The organism is Amycolatopsis sp. NPDC050768 (assembly GCF_040654155.1).
Classification (GTDB): domain Bacteria; phylum Actinomycetota; class Actinomycetes; order Mycobacteriales; family Pseudonocardiaceae; genus Amycolatopsis.
In genome coordinates, this window is the sequence record NZ_JBFAHL010000009.1 from 51959 (window position 1) to 69211 (window position 17253).

The following is a 17253-nucleotide window of genomic DNA, read 5'->3' on the forward strand; positions in this document are numbered from 1 at the left end:
AACTAGGGACGCCGGGTGTGGCCGCGGATCGGCCGATCGGGCCGCGTGGGTCGTCCCATCGGAGGAGGCGAGGCATACCGCGGAAGGACGCGGCGAGCGGCCGACGAGCGTTACGTTCGGAGACGTGCGAGCACTGGTGATGTGGGTACGCAGGCAGCGCTGGACGCTGGACCTGCCGCTATACGCCGTCTTCGTGCTGCTCGGGCCGAACATCGCGGCCGGCGACTGGTCCCTGCGCCTGGTGCCGCTGGCGTTCCTGCTGCCGTTGCTCGTGCGACGGCGGTGGCCGCGGACGACGGCGGTGCTGATCATCGCCGGGGTGGTGGCCGTCTACACGAACGAGGTGTGGGCGTTCGACCGCGGACGCAGTGAGCTGGCGATGGCGGTGGTGCTGTTCACGCTGGTCAAGAAGGGTGACCGCCGGTTCGCGGCGGTCATCGCGGCGGCCGTGCTGGGCCTCGACTGGATGTGGGGGGCCACGTGGGGCGTCGCCACGCAGTACCCCACGTTGACGATCGTCGGGGTGCTGCCGCTGCATATCGCGGCGTGGGCGCTCGGCGAGTTCTTCCGCGCGAAGGAGCAGCTGACCGACGAAGAACGGCTGCGCGCTGACCTCGCGGTGTCGGAGCGGCAGGCGCAGGCACGCGCGGCCGTCGCGGAAGAGCGCACGCGCATCGCGCGCGAGCTGCACGACGTGCTCGCCCACAGCATGAGCGTGATCGTGCTCAACGCGGAGGGCGCGAAGCTCGCGCGGCACCAGGACCCGGACGCCGTGGACCGCACGCTCGACACCATCAGCCGCACCGGGCGCGGGGCGCTCGCGGAGCTGCGGCGGCTGCTCGAGGTGATGCACGCCGGCGAGCCCGCGCGCACGCCGCAGCCGACACTCGACGAGCTGCGCACTCTCGTGGAACAGTCCGGGCGCGACGTCGAGCTCGAGGTGACCGGTGATGCCACCGACCTGCCCACGGGCGCCGCGCTGCAGGCGTACCGGATCGTCCAGGAGGCGCTGACCAACATGCTCAAACACGCTCCCGTCGACGCGTCCGCCCGGGTGCGCGTGGAGTTCACGCGCACCGAAGTGCTGGTCGAGGTGACGAACACCGGGGGCCGCGAGCCCGTGGCGGCCGGGCTGCCGTCGTCGGGGCGCGGGCTGGCCGGGATGGCGCAGCGCGTGGAGCTCTACCGCGGCAAGCTCGAGACGGGCCCGCTGCCCGACGGCGGGTTCCGCGTGCTCGCGACGCTGCGGACAGGCGCGGCGCGATGACGTCCGTGCTGATCTGCGACGACCAGGAGCTGGTGCGCGTCGGGTTGCGGATGATCGTGGACAGCCAGCCGGACCTCGACGTCGTCGCGGAGGCGGGCGACGGCGAGGAGGCCGTGCGGATCGCCCGCGAACGACGACCTGACCTGGTGCTGATGGACGTGCGCATGCCGGTGCTCGACGGCGTCGCCGCGACCGAGCGCATCTGCGCCGCCCTGCCGGACGTGCGGGTGCTGGTGATCACGACGTTCGACCTCGACGAATACGCCTACTCGGCCCTGCGCGCCGGCGCGAGCGGGTTCCTGGTGAAGGACGCGCCGTCGGACGAGATGCTGGTGGCCATCCGCGGCGTGCTGCGCGGCGACGCGATGGTGTCGCCGTCGGTCACGCGGCGGCTGCTCGACCGCTACCTGGCCGGGCGGCCCGTCGAGTCGGCGAAGCTGGATTCGCTCACCGAGCGGGAGAAGGACGTGCTCGGACTGATCGCGCGCGGGCTGTCGAACGGCGAGATCGCGGGCAAGCTGTTCATCGGCGAGACGACGGTGAAGACCCACGTCGGGCGCGTCCTCGCCAAGCTGGGCCTGCGCGACCGGGTGCACGCGGTGGTGTTCGCGTACGAGTCGGGGCTGGTCCGGCCCGGCGATTGAGACGCGAACGTCGCATTTGTCGGGCATGCTGGGCGGTATGCGCCTGCCCGGAGTCGTGCTGCTCGCGTCAGTCGCGGTGCTCGCTGCCGCTTGTTCGGGGGCGGCGAGTGCGCCGCCGCCTTTGACGAGCGCGCCTTCGGCGGCGTCTGCCACCGGGTTTCGTGTCGAGGAGGTGGCGGGCGGGCTCGAGCACGGGTGGGACGTCGGGTTCCTGCCGGACGGTTCACTGCTGGTGCCGCAGCGGCCGGGGAAGCTGGCGTTGATCCGGGGTGGGCGGACCACTGAGGTGCGCGCCGATTTCTCCGACGTCCTCGTGCAGGGTGAGGGCGGGCTGATGGGGATGGTGCTCGCGGCGGATTTCGCTTCGTCGCGGGAGTTCACGACGTGTCAGACGCATCAGGAGGGCGGCCGGGCGGTCGACGTCCGGCTGGTCACGTGGCGGCTCGCGCCCGATGGGGCCAGTGCGTCGAAGGTGCGGGATCTGCTGACGGGACTGCCGGTGAACCCCAGCGGCCGGCATTCCGGCTGCCGGCCGACGCTGGCTCCGGACGGCGCGCTGCTCGTCGGGACCGGGGACACGGCGCGGTCGACGATCGCGCAGGACCGGCACAGCCTGGGCGGGAAAGTGCTGCGGATCAACGCGAAGACCGGGGAAGCGTTGCCGGACAACCCTTTCTATGCTTCGACGGATCCGCGTGAGCGGCGGATTTACACCTACGGGCACCGCAACATCCAGGGCGTCGCGATCCGGCCCGGGACCGGGCAGGTGCTGACTTCCGAGCACGGGCCGACGTTCGACGACGAGGTGAACTTGATCCGGCCCGGCGCCAACTACGGGTGGGATCCGTCGAAGGGCGGGACGGATTCTTCGTACGACGAGAGCGTGCCGATGACGGATCTCACGCGCTTCCCCGACGCCGTCCGTCCACTCTGGACTTCCGGGGAGATCACCGAGGCGACCTCCGGTGACGCGTTCCTGACCGGACCTCAGTGGGGTGCCAATGAAGGTGCGTTGGCCGTGGTGGCGTTGAAGGGGCAGAAACTGTTGCTACTGCACCTGGATGCCGCGGCGAATGTCACTTCGGTGACGCTGCCGCCGGAATTCGACGACCGGTTCGGGCGGTTGCGCGCCGTCCGTTCGTCGCCGGACGGTGCGCTTTACGTGACCACCTCGAACGGATCGGATGACAAATTGCTCCGCGTCACCCCGGGCACTTAAGAGCCCTGGTAGGCGCCGCCGTTGACGTGGACGACCTGACCCGTCACGTGGCCCGCGCCGGGACCGGCGAGGAACTCCACGACTTCCGCGATGTCTTCCGGACGGCCCTCTCGTTTGTTCATCGTGGTGGCGACCAGCCGGCCGCGGCGTTCGTCGGTGAGCTTGCCGTGGAAGAATTCCGTGTCCACGATCAGGCCGGGCGCGACCACGTTCGCGGTGATTCGCCGCGGCCCCAGAACCCTGGCGACATCCGAGTTCCACGCCTCGACGGCGGCCTTGGCCCAGCCGTACGAACCGGCGCCAGTGTGTGCGGAGATGGACCCGATGGTGATGATTCGGCCGTTGTCGGCGATACGGTCGCGCAAACCCGCCGTGACCAACGCGGCGGTGAAGACATTGGCGCGGAAATTGGCCGTCCAGGCGGTGTTCAGGGTGGCGAGGTCGATGTTGTCGTCGCGGAGGAAATCGGTGTTACCGCCGGCGTTGTTCACCAATACCTCAACGCGTTCCGGCAAGGCCGGCAAGGCCGCCTCGACGGCCTCGTGATCGCCGGCGTCGAACGCGACCGCCTTCGCACCGAGCAGCGCCGCGGCCTCGGCGAGCACGCTCTCGCGGCGGCCGGTGATCGTCACGCGGTCGCCGGCGCGCGCGAACGCCGCCGCGATGGCGTAGCCGATTCCCGTGCCACCGCCGGTGACCACTACTTCCCGGTTCATCACTTACATCCTTTCCCCAGTGGACGAACACAGACCGTACCGGGATCGGCCTAGGATCTGCCGTATGACTGAGATCGACCCCGCGTCGACGGCGCTCGTGCTCGTCGACTTCCAGGAGCGCATCGTCGCGATGCCGACGACGCCGTTCGCCGGGCCCGAGGCCGCCGCCAACGCCGTGCGCCTGCGCGACGCGTTTTCCGAAGCCGGCGCGCAGATCGTGATCATCCAGGCGATGCGCCCGGGCTCCGAGGGCGCGCCGGGCAGCGACGTGATCCCGGAGCTGAAGCCGCGCAACGGCGAAAAGCTCGTGGTCAAGGCCACGATCGGCGGCTTCTACAACACCGATCTCCACGCGCACCTGCGCGACGCGGGGCGTGCGCACCGTCGTGTTCGGCGGCATCGCGACGGAGTTCGGCGTGGAGTCGACGCTACGCGCCGCCGCGGACCACGGGTACGCCGTGATCGCCGTGTCCGACGCGATGACGGGCCTTTCGGACGTGTCACACGAATCGTCCACCACGAAGATCTTCCCGCGGCTCGGCACGGTGCTCACCACGACCGAAACCCTAGCGGCGCTGGGATGATCGACAAACTCGCGTGGCTGCACGTGGTGGACGGCCGCGTGCTCGCGGCGGTGTCTTCGGGCAAGGACACGTGGTACCTGCCGGGCGGCAAGCGCGAGCCGGGCGAGTCGGACGCCGAGGCGCTGGTGCGGGAGATCGCGGAGGAGCTGACGGTCGCGCTGGACCCGTCGTCGCTCGCGCCCGCCGGCGTGTGGGAGGCGCAGGCGGACGGGCGTTCGGCGGGCACGGTGGTGCGGATGACCTGTTACACCGGCACGTTTTCCGGCACCTTGGCGGCTTCGAGCGAGATCGCCGCCTTCGATTGGCTGGGTTTCGAGGACCGTCCCCGGGTGTCCGCGGTGGTACAGCTCATCTTCGACGACCTGCACGCGCGCGGCGTGCTCTAGCTGTCGCCGAGCTGCTTCTGCATCGCCGCGGCCAGCGCGTTGAGCCCCGACAGCGGGCGCACCATGACGACGAGCTCGTCGATCTCGCCGGCTCCGTTGGTGCGCAAGAAGTCGCAGCCCTCCACTTCACGGTCGCCGACGCGCGCGGTGAAGACGAGGGCGTGGCCGTGGTCGTCTTTCAGTTCCCGCTGGTAGCCGAAGTCCTCGAACACCGCGAACGCCGCGCGCAGGATCGCCGCGACCTGCTCGCGCCCCTGGTAGGGCCGGTGCACGGCGGGGCTGCGGAACACGGCGTCCTCGGCGAACAACGCGATGGCGGCGTCGAGGTCTTTGGTCTCGACGGCTTCCCGGAAAGTCTTCATCGGATGATCGTCAAGCACCGGCGCCGTTCGGACAAGCCCCCAGCTCAGCCCAGCAACCTCGGCTTGTGCTCCAAATGCGACAACCCGTTCCAAGCCAAGTTCACCAGATGCGCCGCCACCTCATCCCGCTTCGGCTTGCGCGCGTCCAGCCACCACTGGCCCGTCAACGCCACCATCCCCACCAAAGCCTGCGCGTACAGCGCCGACAGTTTCTCCTCGTACCCGCGCGCCGCGAATTGCTGGGCGAGGATGTGTTCGACCTGGCCCGCGATGTCGTTCAGCACGGTGGAGAAGGTGCCCGTGGAGCTGGCCACCGGGGAGTCGCGGACGAGGATGCGGAAGCCGTCGTGGGAGTCCTCGACGTAGCTGAGCAGGGCGATCGCCGCTTGTTCGAGCATGACGCGCGGGTGGCCGCCGTGGAGGGTGTTGACCATGCGGTCGAGCAGGAGCTGCGTTTCGCGGTCCACGACGACCGCGTAGATGCCTTCCTTGCCGCCGAAGTGTTCGTAGACGACGGGTTTCGAGACGTTCGCGCGGGAGGCGATCTCTTCCACCGAGGTGCCGTCGAAGCCCTTCTCCGCGAACAACGCGCGCGCGACGAGGAGCAGCTGTTGCCGGCGCTCGCTGCCCGTCATGCGGACGCGCGTCACCGGCGCCGCCGGTCGCGCACCGGTGACCGCTGCTTCGCGCTTCGCCCTTCGTCTCCCCGCCATGCGCAGCAGGGTAGCCGCAGCGTGTCACGCCATCGGAGTGAGCACCGTTCGTGAGAAGGCGCCGCCCGAAGCGGCGGAGTGCGCGACAGCCTTGTCGACCTCGGCCAATCCGAACCGCGTCACCCGCTCCGGTGCCAGGTCGAGCGCACCCGACGCGACAAGGCGGATGATCCCGACGTTGGCCGCGCGCGGGTACATCCATTGGCCCCGCACCGTCACCGAGTTCCGCATCAGCCACGGGTACGGCAGGGACAGATCCGCGCCACCGAGCATGCCGACACCGCCCATCAGCACCACGCGGCCGTGTTCGCGCACGGTCATCGCGGCGGCGCGGGCGACGGACGCCGGGGCCCGCGGCGGGAGCAGGTCGAGCACGAGGTCGACGGGACCGTTCGCGCCCATCGCGGCACGGTCCGTGTCGGCGTCGCCGCAGAGCTCGACCGGCCGCACGCGCGTGCCGAACCGGTCGGCCAGCAGGTCGAGCACCGCCCGGTTGCGGCCCGGCGCCACGACGCGGCCGGCACCCATCGCCAGGGCCACGGCCACCGCGCAGCTGCCCAGATTGCCGGTCGCGCCGCTGACCAGCACCGTCTCTCCGGCCGCGAGCCCGCCCGCGAGCAGGCCGCCATACGGGATCACGTGCACGCCCAGCGCCGCCCACCGCACGGGATCCACGCCGGCGGGCAGCGGATGGACGTTTTCAGTGGGCACGCGCATGAGCTCGGCGAACGCGCCGTCGTGGAAGTACCGCGACAGGCGCGCGCCGCCCTCTCCGCGGGAGCTCCAGCCCTGCAGCGTGATGTCGGGGGTGAGGGCATCGTCGCGGGCGCGAACGGTCGAATCGCACCACACGAGGTCACCCGGAGTCAGTTTGGTCGCGTCCGTCCCGACGCGTCGCACCCGCCCGATCCCCCCGATGCCGGGCACCACGGGCGGTTCGAGCGGATACCGCCGTTCACCGCTGAACACTTCGGCGGCGTACGGGGGCACGATCGTCGCGAGGACCTCGACGAGCACTTCGCCGTCCGGCGGATCGGGCACCTCGCCGACGACGAGCGGGGAACCGAAAGCGGTCAGGGTGGCTGCGCGCACGGGAAAGCCTTTCTGCTCAAGCACTTTCCCGAACGGTAGGACCACGCGAAGGCATGCCGGAAGCGAAGATCAGTCAACCCGGGTGTGCGTGATCCGCATGGTCCGGGCACGACACGAGCCGCCGGCGAAGACGCGGCGCGCTCAGGCGAACGCGGTGTTGCGCGCGTGACCCTCCCAGGCCGTCAGATCGGCGCGCACCTGGTCGAGGTGGCCGCCGATGGCGTCGACGGCGTCCGCGCCGAGGGCCAAGCGCAGCGGGGTGTCCGGGGCGTCGAGCGCGGTGAGGATGGCCGCGGCGGCCTTGGCGGGGTCGCCGGCCTGCGTGCCGTCGGCGTCGACGACGAGGCGGCGCGTGGGGCCGACCGAATCGGCGTAGTCGTCGATCTCGCCGCTGCGGCTCGTGCTGCCCCACAGACCGGTGCGGAATGCGCCCGGCTCCACGATCAGCACCTTGATCCCCAGGCGGCCCACCTCGTCGGCGAGCCCCTCCGACAGCCCCTCCAACGCGAACTTCGTGCCGCTGTAGGCCGAGAACCCCGCGAACGACAGCTGCCCGCCCATGCTGCTCAGCTGCACGATCGCGCCGGAACGCCGCTCGCGCATGTGCGGCAGCGCGGCGCGCACGAGGGCCGCGGGGCCGAAGACGTGCACGTCGAACAGCGACCGCAGCTCCTCGTCGGTGGTCTCCTCGAACGCGCCGACGTGGCTGCGGCCGGCGTTGTTCACCAGCACGTCGAGCCGGCCGTGCCGAGCGATCACCGACGAGACAATGGCGTCGACCGCCGCGAGGTCCGTGACGTCGAGCGCCACCGCCTCCACCTGGTCCGGGTGCGCGGCGACGACGTCGGCCAGCGTTTCGGTGCGCCGCGCCGCCGCGACCACCACGTCGCCGGCCGCCACCGCGGCCTCGGTAAGCGCGCGGCCGAAGCCACTGTTCGCGCCGGTGATCAGCCAAACCTTGTTCATGTCCTGAGCCCCTTTCGCTTCCACCGACTCTGGGCGAAATTCGCTCGCGGGTCCAAGACCTGCTGTGATAACCATTGGCTATGGACGTGCACGGCCGCGATCTGCGGTACTTCGTCACGGCCGCCGAGGAGCTCCACTTCACGCGCGCGGCCGAGCGCCTCTACGTCTCCCAGCCCGCACTGAGCAAGCAGATCCGCATGCTCGAACGCCAGCTCGGGGCGCCATTGTTCGATCGCGACCGCCGCGAGGTCCGGTTGACGCCGGTGGGCGAGGCCTTGCTGCCGCACGCCCGCCGGGTGCTCGCGGAGTGGGACGCGGCGCACGACGCCGCCACGCAGGCGAAGGCCGAGCAACGCGGCACGCTCGTCGTCGGCATGAGCACGAGCCCCGGCCGCGGCGGCATGCTGCCCGCGATCCGGTCGAGGTTCACCGACGAGCACCCGAACGCCCGGCTCACGCTCCGCCAGGTCGGCTGGCACGACTCCACGGCGGGGCTCGCCGACGGCTCGACCGACGTCGCGTTCGTGTGGCTCCCGGTGCCGGGCGCCGAACGCTACAGCTGGGTCGTGGTCGCCGAGGAACCTCGTCTGGTCGCGATGTCCGCCGCCCACCCGCTCGCCGGGCAGTCCACAGTGGACTTCACCGACCTGCTCGACGAACCGTTCCTCGCCCTGCCCGCCGACGCCGGCCCGCTGCGCGACTACTGGCTCGCCCCGGAAGCCCGCGGCGGCCACGCCCCCGTGATCGGCGCCGAGATCAGCAGCGCGGACGAAACCTACGAGGCCCTCGTCGACGGCCGCGGCGTCTGCCTCATCGCCGCCGGCAACGCACCCCTGCTCACCCGCGGCGACGTCGTCGCCCTCCCGGTGCGCGGCGTGTCCCCGAGCCGCCTCGCGCTGGCGTGGCGCAAGGACGACACCCGGCCGCTGGTCCACGGGTACGCGCGCGCCGCCCGGCTGGCCACCCAACGCGATCCGGAGCGGTGAAACCCGGCCCGGTCGAACCAGCCCTCAAATAAAAGCGGACCACCGAAAACCGGTGGTCCGCTAAGAAAACAGAAAGACTCAGCCCTCGGAAGCGATCCTCGCCAGCCGCTGCGGAGTCGGCCAGCGCACGTCGTGCACCCAGCCGAACTTCTCGAACATCCAGATCAGGCGGGCCGACATGTCGATCTGGCCGCGCTTCACGCCGTGGCGGGCCGAGGTCGGGTCGGCGTGGTGCAGGTTGTGCCAGGACTCACCGAAGGAGAAGATCGCCAGCGGCCAGAAGTTGGCCGAGCGGTCACGCGCCGCGAAGGGGCGTTCGCCGATCATGTGGCAGATGGAGTTCACGGACCAGGTCACGTGGTGCAGCACGCAGATGCGCACGAGGCCGGCCCAGAAGAACGCGGTGAGCGCACCCCAGAACGACCACGAGATGAGGCCGCCCAGCAGCGCCGGCAGCGTCAGCGACAGGAGCGCCCAGAGCCAGAACAGGTCGTCGACCTTCCGGATGGCCGAGTCCTTCACCAGGTCGGGCGCGAAGCGGGCCTGGTTGCTCGTGTCACGCTCGAACAGCCAGCCCATGTGCGCGTGCCAGAACCCGCGGGCGATGGCGGCCGGCGAGGTGCCGAACATCCACGGCGAGTGCGGGTCGCCGTCGCGGTCGGAGAACGCGTGGTGACGACGGTGGTCGGCCACCCAGGTGATCACCGGGCCCTGCAAGGCGATGCTGCCGGCGATGGCCATCACCACACGCAGCCACGGCTTGGCCTTGAACGACCCGTGGGTGAAGTACCGGTGGTACGCGACGGTGATGCCCAGGCCGCTGACGCCGTAGAACACCACGAACAGCGCGACGTCGACCCAGGTCAGTCCCCAGCCCCACGCGAACGGGACGGCGACCAGCAGGGCCACCAGCGGCGCGAGCACGCCGAAGTACACGGACAGCTGCACGCCGATGCCGCGCTGACCTTCGATGATCGGCTTGGGGCCCTTCGGGGCCGGCGGCTCTCCAGCGGGCTGGGAACGGTCGAGGGTGGCCGTCATACAGTTCACTTCTTCCTACGAGCCCCTGCGAAGGGTGACCTAACCTACGATGCCGTAAGTTACGGTACAGGAGGTTTCGAGCCCTGGGGAGGCCCGAAATGTCTGTTCCGGTCCGGCGCGGTTCAACCCGTGAAGTACCCCGGGCGCGGGCGCTTCACCCTCCCGCCACCACTGTCGCCGATCATCGCTATCCTGACCAGGATCGATCCGCCGTAGTGTAATCGGCAGCACTTCAGATTTTGGTTCTGACAGTTCAGGTTCGAATCCTGGCGGCGGAGCAGGCGTGTGACCAACCCGAGGCGAGACAGCGAAGCGATGGGGGTGTGGGGCGGCTGAGCGATGGAGCGATCGACCCCGGAACCGCCCGGCGTCCGACTCTCGTCGAGATGTCCGACGCGTGGCTGGTCGGCCGCGCGCGTGAGCTGATCGCCGCCGTCCAGCGGCAGGAGTTCGACAAGCAGCTCGAGATCGTCGAGATCATGGACGGGCTGCTCGAGGAAACCCTGCGCCGCGGCGAACCGACGCTGGTCGCGCAGCTGCTGCGCGCGTCGGCGTTCGCCCGCCTGGTCACGCGCGGGCTGGCCGCCGAAGCGGAGCCGCGGCTCGACGAGATGCTCGCCCACACCCGCCGCCACGGCCTGTCACTGCTGCGCGCCGACGCGCACGCGTTGCGCGGGCGCCGGCTGGTGCTGGCCGCGCAGGAAGATGCCGCGCTCACTGAGATCGCCCGCGCGCTCGCGATCCTCGACGACTCCACGATCCCCGACCGCCAGGTCGGCGTGCGCAACTGGAACCGCATGCAGTCGATGGCGCTCATCGACTGCTGGATCGTGCTCAACCAGCTGGGCGTGTACGAGGCGGCCGAAGAGGTCATCAGCCGCGCCCACCAGGCGATCCGCGAGAGCGCGAGCCCCCACGAGATCACGCTGCAGCTGATGAACCGCGTGAAAATGCTGGTGGGCTGGGGCCTGCGCCTGGAGCGCATCGAGCAGTACGACGAGGCGGCGGAGAAGTTCCGCACCGCCGCGTCGATGGCGGTGGCGGCCGAGGGTCCGTTCGCCGAATCGCTGTTCCCGCGCAAGGCCGGCGTCTCGGCCGTGGACCAGGTGGGCGTACTCGCTTCGGCGCTGGCGCTGCACAACCCGGCCGCGGAACACGTCGACCGCCTCAACCAGATGCGCCACGGCCACCACTTCCCGCACGAGCAGGAGATCGTCGCCATCGCGCTCGCGCGTTGCCTCGACCGAGCCGGGCGCCGCGAAGAAGCGCTCGACGTGCTGCGCGAGACGCGCAAGGCGATGTCCGAGGACATCTCCCAGCCGTCGATGCGCCTCAACATCGCCCGCGAGCTCGCGCGGCTCGACACCACGCCGGACTACGCGTCGGGCGCCAGCAAGTCGCTGATCGACTACGCGACCACACTCGAGGCCGAGATGTGGACGCTGCGCGAGTCGCAGATCGCCACGCTCAACGCGCGCCGCGAACACGAACGGCTGTCGGCCGAACACGGTGCGATCACGCAGCAAGCGCTGCAGGACCCGCTCACCGGCCTGCCCAACCGCCGCGCGCTCGACGAACGCCTGCGCGCGCTGGCGTCGTCGGCCGACGCGCAGCCGCTCGCCGTCGGGCTCGTGGACCTCGACGGGTTCAAGGGCGTCAACGACAAGCAGTCGCACGCCGAGGGAGACAACGTGCTCCGCGTCGTCGCGAGCACGCTGCGTGACGCCCTGCGCGGCGACGACGTTGTCGCGCGCTACGGCGGGGACGAGTTCATCGTCCTGCTGCCGGGCGCGCCCGCGTCGGCCGCGAAGATGGCGCTGGGGCGCGCGGTGAAGTCGGTGGCGGAGCTGCCGCACCACCTTTCGCACGGCGTCACCCTGTCCATCGGGCTGGTGTCGCTGCGGCCGCAGGAGCGGGCCGAGCAGGTGCTCGCGCGCGCGGACGCGGCGATGTACGAAGCAAAACGCGGTGGGGGCAACCAGGTCACCTCCGCGAATTCGATGGCGGGCGACGCCGGCGCGAGCTGGCCCGCGGAGAGCATCCCGGCCGACCCCTCGTGGGGCGCCGAGGAGCCCACGTAGGATCGTTGCCCGTCGGAACGAGCCGGTAAATCGTTGTTGGGAGTCTCGTTGAGCGGCCCGCTGAGCACGCTGATCCTCGCCGCGGGTGAGGGCACCCGCATGCGTTCGTCCACCCCGAAGGTGCTGCACCCGATCGCCGGGCGCCCCTTGGTGGAACACGCCGTCCGCGCCGCGGCCGGACTGAACCCCGAACACCTGGTGGTGGTGATCGGCCACGGCCGCGAAGCCGTCGGTGCCGAGCTGGCGCGCGTCGGCGAAGTGCTGGGCCGCGAGGTCACCACGGCCGTGCAGGCCGAGCAGAAAGGCACCGGCCACGCCGTGTCGTGCGCGCTGCACGAGCTGCCCGCCGGCCTCACCGGCACCGTGCTCGTGAGCTACGGCGACGTGCCGCTGCTCGACACCGAGACCCTCGCCGCGCTGCTGGCCGAGCACACCGGCTCGGGCAACGCGGTCACCGTGCTCACCGCCGTGGTCGAGAATCCGGCCGGCTACGGGCGGATCGTGCGCGACGACGCGGGCGTGGTCCAGTCGATCGTCGAGCACAAGGACGCGACGCCGGCGCAGCACGAGATCACGGAGATCAACTCGGGCGTCTACGCGTTCGACGCCGCGGTGCTCACCGACGGTCTCTCGCGGCTGTCGACGGACAACGCGCAGGGCGAGCTGTACCTCACCGACGTGCTGGGCATCGCCCACCACGACGGCAAGGGCGTCGGCGCGCTGGTGGTCGACGACCCGTGGGTCACCGAGGGCGTGAACGACCGCGTGCAGCTGGCGACGCTGGGCGCCGAGTACAACCGCCGGATCGTGCGCCGCTGGCAGCGCGAGGGCGTGACCGTGACCGACCCGAACACCACGTGGATCGAAGCGGACGTAACGCTCTCGCGCGATGTGCTGCTGGAGCCGAACACGCAGCTCAAGGGCACCACGTCGATCGGCGAAGGCTCCGTGGTCGGCCCGGACACGACGCTGACCTCGGTGACGGTCGGGGCCGGCGCGTCCGTGGTCCGCGTACACGCCGACCAGTCCGAGCTGGGCGACGGCGTGAACGTCGGCCCCTACACCTACCTGCGGCCCGGCACCAAGCTGGGCGCGAAGGGCAAGCTGGGCGCGTTCGTGGAGACGAAGAACGCGCAGATCGGCACCGGCACGAAGGTGCCGCACCTCACTTACGTGGGCGACGCGACCGTCGGCGACCACAGCAACATCGGCTGCTCCAGCGTCTTCGTGAACTACGACGGCGTGAACAAGCACCAGACCGTCGTGGGCTCCCACGTGCGACTCGGTGCGGACAACACACTCGTGGCGCCGGTGCGGATCGGTGACGGCGCTTACAGTGGAGCGGGTGCGGTGATCCGGGAGGACGTGCCGCCTGGTGCACTTGCGCTCTCGGCGGGGCCCCAGCGCAACGTCGAGGGCTGGGCGGTCCGGCGCAGGCCGGGCACGCCCGCGGCGGAGGCGGCGGAAGCCGCGCTCGCCGCGAGTGAGGACACCGCCGTGTCCGTGTCGGAAGCAGGAAACGACGGGGAGTCGCCAGCATGAGTCCGAAGCAAGGTACGCCGAAGAAGAATCTGATGCTCTTCTCCGGCCGGGCGCACCAGGAGCTCGCGGAAGAGGTCGCCAAGCACCTCAACGTGACCATCACCCCGCAGACCGCGCACACGTTCGCCAACGGTGAGCTGTTCGTGCGGTTCGAGGAGTCGGTGCGCGGTACGGACGCCTTCGTGATCCAGGCGCACACCACGCCCATCAACGAGTACGTGATGGAGCAGCTGATCATGGTGGACGCGCTCAAGCGCGCCTCCGCCAAGCGGATCACCGTGGTCATGCCGTTCTACCCGTACGCGCGGCAGGACAAGAAGCACAAGGGCCGCGAGCCGATCTCGGCCCGGCTCATCGCCGACCTGTTCAAGACCGCGGGCGCCGACCGGATCATGACGGTCGACCTGCACACCGCCCAGATCCAGGGCTTCTTCGACGGCCCGGTCGACCACCTGATGGCGCAGTCCGTCCTCGCGGACCACATCAAGGCGACTTACGGCGACGCCGACATCACGGTCGTTTCGCCCGACTCGGGCCGCGTGCGGCTGGCGGAGAAGTGGGCGCAGCAGCTGGGCGACCGGCCGATCGCGTTCATCCACAAGACGCGCGACCCGGACAAGCCGAACCAGGCCGTGGCCAACCGCGTGGTCGGCAAGGTGCAGGGCAAGCTCTGCGTGCTGATCGACGACATGATCGACACCGGTGGCACGATCGTGAAGGCCACGGAGGCTTTGATCGAGGAAGGTGCCGCCGACGTCGTCATCGCCACGACGCACGGGATCTTGTCGGACCCCGCGACCGAGCGGCTTTCGCAGTGCAAGGCGCGCGAGGTCATCGTGACGAACTCCCTGCCGATCCCCGACGAGAAGCGGTTCCCGGGGCTGACGGTGCTGTCGATCGCGCCGATGCTGGCGGAGGCGATTCAGCAGGTGTTCGAGGATGGCTCGGTGACTTCGTTGTTCGACGGGGCTGCCTGACAGTTTTGGGTTTTCCTTTTCGCCGTCGGTGGATTTCGATCCGCCGGCGGCGAAACTGTGTGTGCCGCGTGGCGTGGCGCGGCTAGGTTCGTGCGTCATGGGGAACTTCAAGTTCGGTGTCAGTCTGCGGACTGTCGATTCGTCGTTCGTCGGCTTGTGCCGGCGGGCCGAGGAGCTCGGGTACGACGCGATCAGCGTGCCCGACCACCTGGGCGCCGGCCGCCCCGCGCCGTTTCCCGCGCTGGTGGCCGCGGCGGCTGCCACTTCTCGACCGCGCGTGGGGACGTTGGTGTCGAACCTGCCGTTCTACAACGTGGCTTTGTTCGCGCGAGATGTGGCGAACACCTGGGTCCTGACCGGTGGGCGGTTGGAGCTGGGGCTGGGTTCGGGCCACATGAAGTCGGAGTTCGACGAGGCCGGGTTGCCGTGGCTGAAGGCTGCCGATCGGATCGCTTACCTGCGTGATGGCTTGGCCGAGCTGCGTTCTCGGTTCGGCGCGGATCTTCCGCCGCTGCTGATCGCGGGCAACAGCGACGGGGTGCTGTCGCTGGCGGCGTCTGATGCGGACATCGTGGGGTTCGCCGGTCTGCGCCAAGCCCCGGGTAAGCCGCCGGGGACGTTCGTGCTGGATCCGGCTTCGGCGATGGATGCGCGGGTGGCGTACTTCCGGTCACTCGCGGGAGGTCGGGAAATCGAGTACAACATGCTGGTCCAGCGGGTGGTCGTGACCGACGATCGCCGCGCCGCCGCCGCGGAATGGCAGGCGTTGACAGACCCGGAACCCGGCGTCGACGAGCTCCTCGAAGCTCCGCAGCTGTTGCTCGGAACGGTCGACGAAATCGTCACGCAGCTCGTCGAGCGCCGGAAACGGTACGGGTTTTCGTACATCACGGTTTTCGACTCGATGATGGAGACGCTGGCACCGGTGGTCGCTCGGTTGCGCGGCCGTTGACCACCGAGTGATCCACAACTCGATCATCCCCGTGCGCGGTTCTCCGTCACCCGGTCGACCAAGCCGTACACGAGGGCCTCGGCCGCGGTGAATCGCCGCTGCCGCTCGGCATCCGCGCGAACTCGCTCGACGGGTTGACCACTGCCGGCCGCGATCAACCCCACGACTTCGCTGGTCCACTTGTCGAGCAGAGCGAGCCGCACCGGCGACGGATCCGGCTGGAGCTGAGGAAGGCTCAACGCGACCACGGCCTGCGGGATGGCGGACCGCTTGCCGGGCGTGCCACTCGACACGAGCAGCTGTGCCATGCCGGCGGCCAGCCCCATGGCGCAGGTGGCGACGTCCGGTTTGACGAGGTCCATCGTGTCGAGGATGGCCATGCCGGCCGTGACGGAGCCACCGGGCGAGTTGATGAAGAAGGTGATGTCGGCACTCGCGTCCGCGTCCTCGAGGAGCAGCAGCTGCGCGGTAATCGTGTTGGCGATCGCGTCGTCGATCTCGGCGCTCAGGACGACGATGCGCTTTCGCAGCAACTGTTCGGCGTGCGCACTGAGGTCAAGGCTGCGAGAACCGGCCGGCTCTCGCTCGCTGTGGCCGGCGTGGTCTGCCGACGCCGGGTGCCGGCCGGAACCGGGGTGCCGAACCTCGGAGGGGCCCGAAACGTAGTGGGAGACAATGCCTCCCCCGGTCTCGTCGATGTCGCGGCGGCCGGGCTCTTCGCCGGTTCCGCCCGCCCTCTCGGCGGCGACCGCGGATTCGGAAGCCAGCTCGTCACCCAGGTCCCGCTGCGCCCGCACGGCTCCGGTCGAGGGGCGGAGAATCCCGCGCAGCCGCCGAGCCACGTCATCGCGGCGCGTCACAGCCGGACCTCGCGCCGTCCAGAGCACGGCGGTTCGCGATCAGTGGCGTGGCTTCCGAGCGGCTCAGTCATACGCGCGACGGTAACCATGCGCTTCGGGAGCGGTCCCGGGCAACGCAGCGGACACGGTTTTCAGTCCCCGGCCACGCTTTCCGCCGCGGAACGCACGGCAGCCACCGCGTCGCCGGCGATCAACGTCAGGACGCGGCCCAGCAGGCCCTCGGGGACGGCTTCGTCGTCGATGTCCCCTTCCACGGCCAGGCCGTTGCTCAGCGCCAGCAGGATCACCGCGAACTCTTCGGCCGGCAACGGCAAGGAGAAGCCGAACCCCGAAGCCAAGCGCTCCAACGCGGCCGCGATCGTCCGCCGGACAGCGCGGCGACGGTCGCGCAAGGCAAGTCTGCGGTCAGCGTCGTGGTGCGCCAGGGCGAAGAACTCCGCCAACAGCCGGTGCCACACCGCATCCGTGCGCATTTCGTGCATCAACACCGCCGCGACGTCCGCGAGGCCGGCCGCGCCGGTGCCGGCGGAGGCGAAGCTCTCGAGGCTGGCGGAAAGCCGGTGCGCCGCGTGTTCCTCCATCAACGCCAGCACCAGTTCGTCTTTCGACGCGAAGCTGGAGTAGACCGCGCCCTTCGTCAGGCCGGCGGCGGCCGCGACCTCGGTCAGCTTCGAGGCCTCGATGCCCCGGTCGCCGAAGACCTGGAACGCCGCGTCGAGGATTCGGCGGCGCGTTTCAGCGCGCGTCGGCCGCGTGCGGCCCGGTGCGGGCATCGGGGTGAATCCTCCTGATCAAGGGCTTGACTTTCACGAAGTCAACTCAATACCTTCAGGTATCCAATACCGGGAGGTATTCGATGTCAAGC

General features: G+C 70.1%; 18 protein-coding genes, 1 tRNA gene and 1 pseudogene. 12 read left to right on the forward strand and 8 right to left on the reverse strand.

The features are described from left to right. Window positions 1-139 precede the first annotated feature (139 nt). From AB0H62_RS25875 to AB0H62_RS25885, 3 genes are read left to right on the forward strand one after another with little or no spacing between them, the layout of a single operon-like run. Entirely contained in the window at window positions 140-1267 is a 1128-nt protein-coding gene (locus AB0H62_RS25875; RefSeq protein WP_266118432.1) for a histidine kinase, read from the forward strand. Next, window positions 1264-1911, forward strand: a complete 648-nt coding sequence (locus tag AB0H62_RS25880; RefSeq protein WP_354863994.1) for a response regulator transcription factor — start codon at window positions 1264-1266, stop codon at window positions 1909-1911. The genes AB0H62_RS25875 and AB0H62_RS25880 overlap by 4 nt, the downstream gene beginning before the upstream one ends. Before the next feature lie 37 nt (window positions 1912-1948). Next, window positions 1949-3130 carry a PQQ-dependent sugar dehydrogenase gene (locus AB0H62_RS25885; RefSeq protein WP_360588697.1) on the forward strand — a complete coding sequence of 394 codons (1182 nt, stop codon included), beginning with the start codon at window positions 1949-1951 and terminating at the stop codon, window positions 3128-3130. Here the strand turns inward: AB0H62_RS25885 and AB0H62_RS25890 are convergent. Further along, window positions 3127-3846, reverse strand: coding sequence for an SDR family oxidoreductase (locus AB0H62_RS25890; protein WP_220244301.1), 720 nt, complete (start codon window positions 3844-3846; stop codon window positions 3127-3129). The two genes, AB0H62_RS25885 and AB0H62_RS25890, sit on opposite strands and share 4 nt — an antisense overlap. Before the next feature lie 130 nt (window positions 3847-3976). On the opposite strand from AB0H62_RS25890, the pseudogene AB0H62_RS25895 reads away from it, so the two are divergent. The 3 genes and pseudogenes from AB0H62_RS25895 to AB0H62_RS25905 all read left to right on the forward strand — a co-directional run. After that, window positions 3977-4147 (forward strand): annotated as a pseudogene (locus AB0H62_RS25895) (isochorismatase); the annotation flags it as partial. Window positions 4148-4262: 115 nt separating this feature from the next. Beyond that, on the forward strand, window positions 4263-4430 hold the full coding sequence (locus tag AB0H62_RS25900; RefSeq protein ID WP_360589047.1) for an isochorismatase family protein: 168 nt from the start codon (window positions 4263-4265) through the stop codon (window positions 4428-4430). Beyond that, window positions 4427-4816, forward strand: a complete 390-nt coding sequence (locus AB0H62_RS25905; protein ID WP_220244303.1) for an NUDIX domain-containing protein — start codon at window positions 4427-4429, stop codon at window positions 4814-4816. The genes AB0H62_RS25900 and AB0H62_RS25905 overlap by 4 nt, the downstream gene beginning before the upstream one ends. Here the strand turns inward: AB0H62_RS25905 and AB0H62_RS25910 are convergent. From AB0H62_RS25910 to AB0H62_RS25925, 4 genes are all read right to left on the reverse strand, one after another. Then, window positions 4813-5178 (reverse strand): nuclear transport factor 2 family protein, encoded by a 366-nt coding sequence (locus AB0H62_RS25910; RefSeq protein ID WP_220244304.1) that lies wholly within the window; start codon window positions 5176-5178, stop codon window positions 4813-4815. The genes AB0H62_RS25905 and AB0H62_RS25910 overlap by 4 nt on opposite strands. 44 nt (window positions 5179-5222) lie before the next feature. Next, a complete protein-coding gene (locus tag AB0H62_RS25915) occupies window positions 5223-5813 on the reverse strand; it encodes a TetR/AcrR family transcriptional regulator (RefSeq protein ID WP_220247130.1) in 591 nt (196 codons plus the stop codon). Window positions 5814-5915: 102 nt separating this feature from the next. Beyond that, window positions 5916-6983, reverse strand: a complete 1068-nt coding sequence (locus tag AB0H62_RS25920) for a zinc-binding alcohol dehydrogenase family protein (protein ID WP_360589050.1) — start codon at window positions 6981-6983, stop codon at window positions 5916-5918. Between the two features lie 141 nt (window positions 6984-7124). Next, window positions 7125-7949, reverse strand: coding sequence for an oxidoreductase (locus AB0H62_RS25925; protein WP_220244305.1), 825 nt, complete (start codon window positions 7947-7949; stop codon window positions 7125-7127). An 80-nt stretch (window positions 7950-8029) separates the two neighbouring features. Here AB0H62_RS25925 and AB0H62_RS25930 point away from each other — a divergent pair, with 80 nt between their 5' ends. Continuing rightward, a complete protein-coding gene (locus AB0H62_RS25930; protein WP_360588700.1) occupies window positions 8030-8935 on the forward strand; it encodes a LysR family transcriptional regulator in 906 nt (301 codons plus the stop codon). Window positions 8936-9013: 78 nt separating this feature from the next. Here the strand turns inward: AB0H62_RS25930 and AB0H62_RS25935 are convergent, their stop codons facing one another. Then, on the reverse strand, window positions 9014-9976 hold the full coding sequence (locus tag AB0H62_RS25935; protein WP_220244307.1) for an acyl-CoA desaturase: 963 nt from the start codon (window positions 9974-9976) through the stop codon (window positions 9014-9016). 206 nt (window positions 9977-10182) lie between these two features. Between AB0H62_RS25935 and AB0H62_RS25940 the strand changes: the two genes are divergently transcribed. The 5 genes from AB0H62_RS25940 to AB0H62_RS25960 all read left to right on the forward strand — a co-directional run bounded on the left by AB0H62_RS25940 (window position 10183) and on the right by AB0H62_RS25960 (window position 15528). After that, window positions 10183-10254 (forward strand) — tRNA-Gln (locus AB0H62_RS25940). A 108-nt stretch (window positions 10255-10362) separates the two neighbouring features. Further along, a complete protein-coding gene (locus AB0H62_RS25945) occupies window positions 10363-12057 on the forward strand; it encodes a GGDEF domain-containing protein (protein WP_360588703.1) in 1695 nt (564 codons plus the stop codon). 48 nt (window positions 12058-12105) lie between these two features. Further along, window positions 12106-13599: a bifunctional UDP-N-acetylglucosamine diphosphorylase/glucosamine-1-phosphate N-acetyltransferase GlmU gene (gene glmU / locus AB0H62_RS25950; protein WP_220244309.1), complete on the forward strand. Its 1494-nt coding sequence runs from the start codon at window positions 12106-12108 to the stop codon at window positions 13597-13599. Further along, window positions 13596-14576, forward strand: coding sequence for a ribose-phosphate diphosphokinase (locus tag AB0H62_RS25955; RefSeq protein WP_220244310.1), 981 nt, complete (start codon window positions 13596-13598; stop codon window positions 14574-14576). Before glmU ends, AB0H62_RS25955 begins: the two co-directional genes overlap by 4 nt. A gap of 97 nt (window positions 14577-14673) precedes the next feature. Beyond that, complete coding sequence (locus AB0H62_RS25960; protein ID WP_360588705.1) at window positions 14674-15528, forward strand: TIGR03621 family F420-dependent LLM class oxidoreductase; 855 nt, start codon at window positions 14674-14676, stop codon at window positions 15526-15528. Between the two features lie 23 nt (window positions 15529-15551). Here AB0H62_RS25960 and AB0H62_RS25965 read toward each other — a convergent pair whose 3' ends face one another. Continuing rightward, entirely contained in the window at window positions 15552-16388 is an 837-nt protein-coding gene (locus tag AB0H62_RS25965) for an ATP-dependent Clp protease proteolytic subunit (protein ID WP_360588707.1), read from the reverse strand. A 131-nt stretch (window positions 16389-16519) separates the two neighbouring features. Continuing rightward, window positions 16520-17161 carry a TetR family transcriptional regulator gene (locus tag AB0H62_RS25970; RefSeq protein WP_360588709.1) on the reverse strand — a complete coding sequence of 214 codons (642 nt, stop codon included), beginning with the start codon at window positions 17159-17161 and terminating at the stop codon, window positions 16520-16522. Between the last annotated feature and the right edge of the window lie 92 nt (window positions 17162-17253).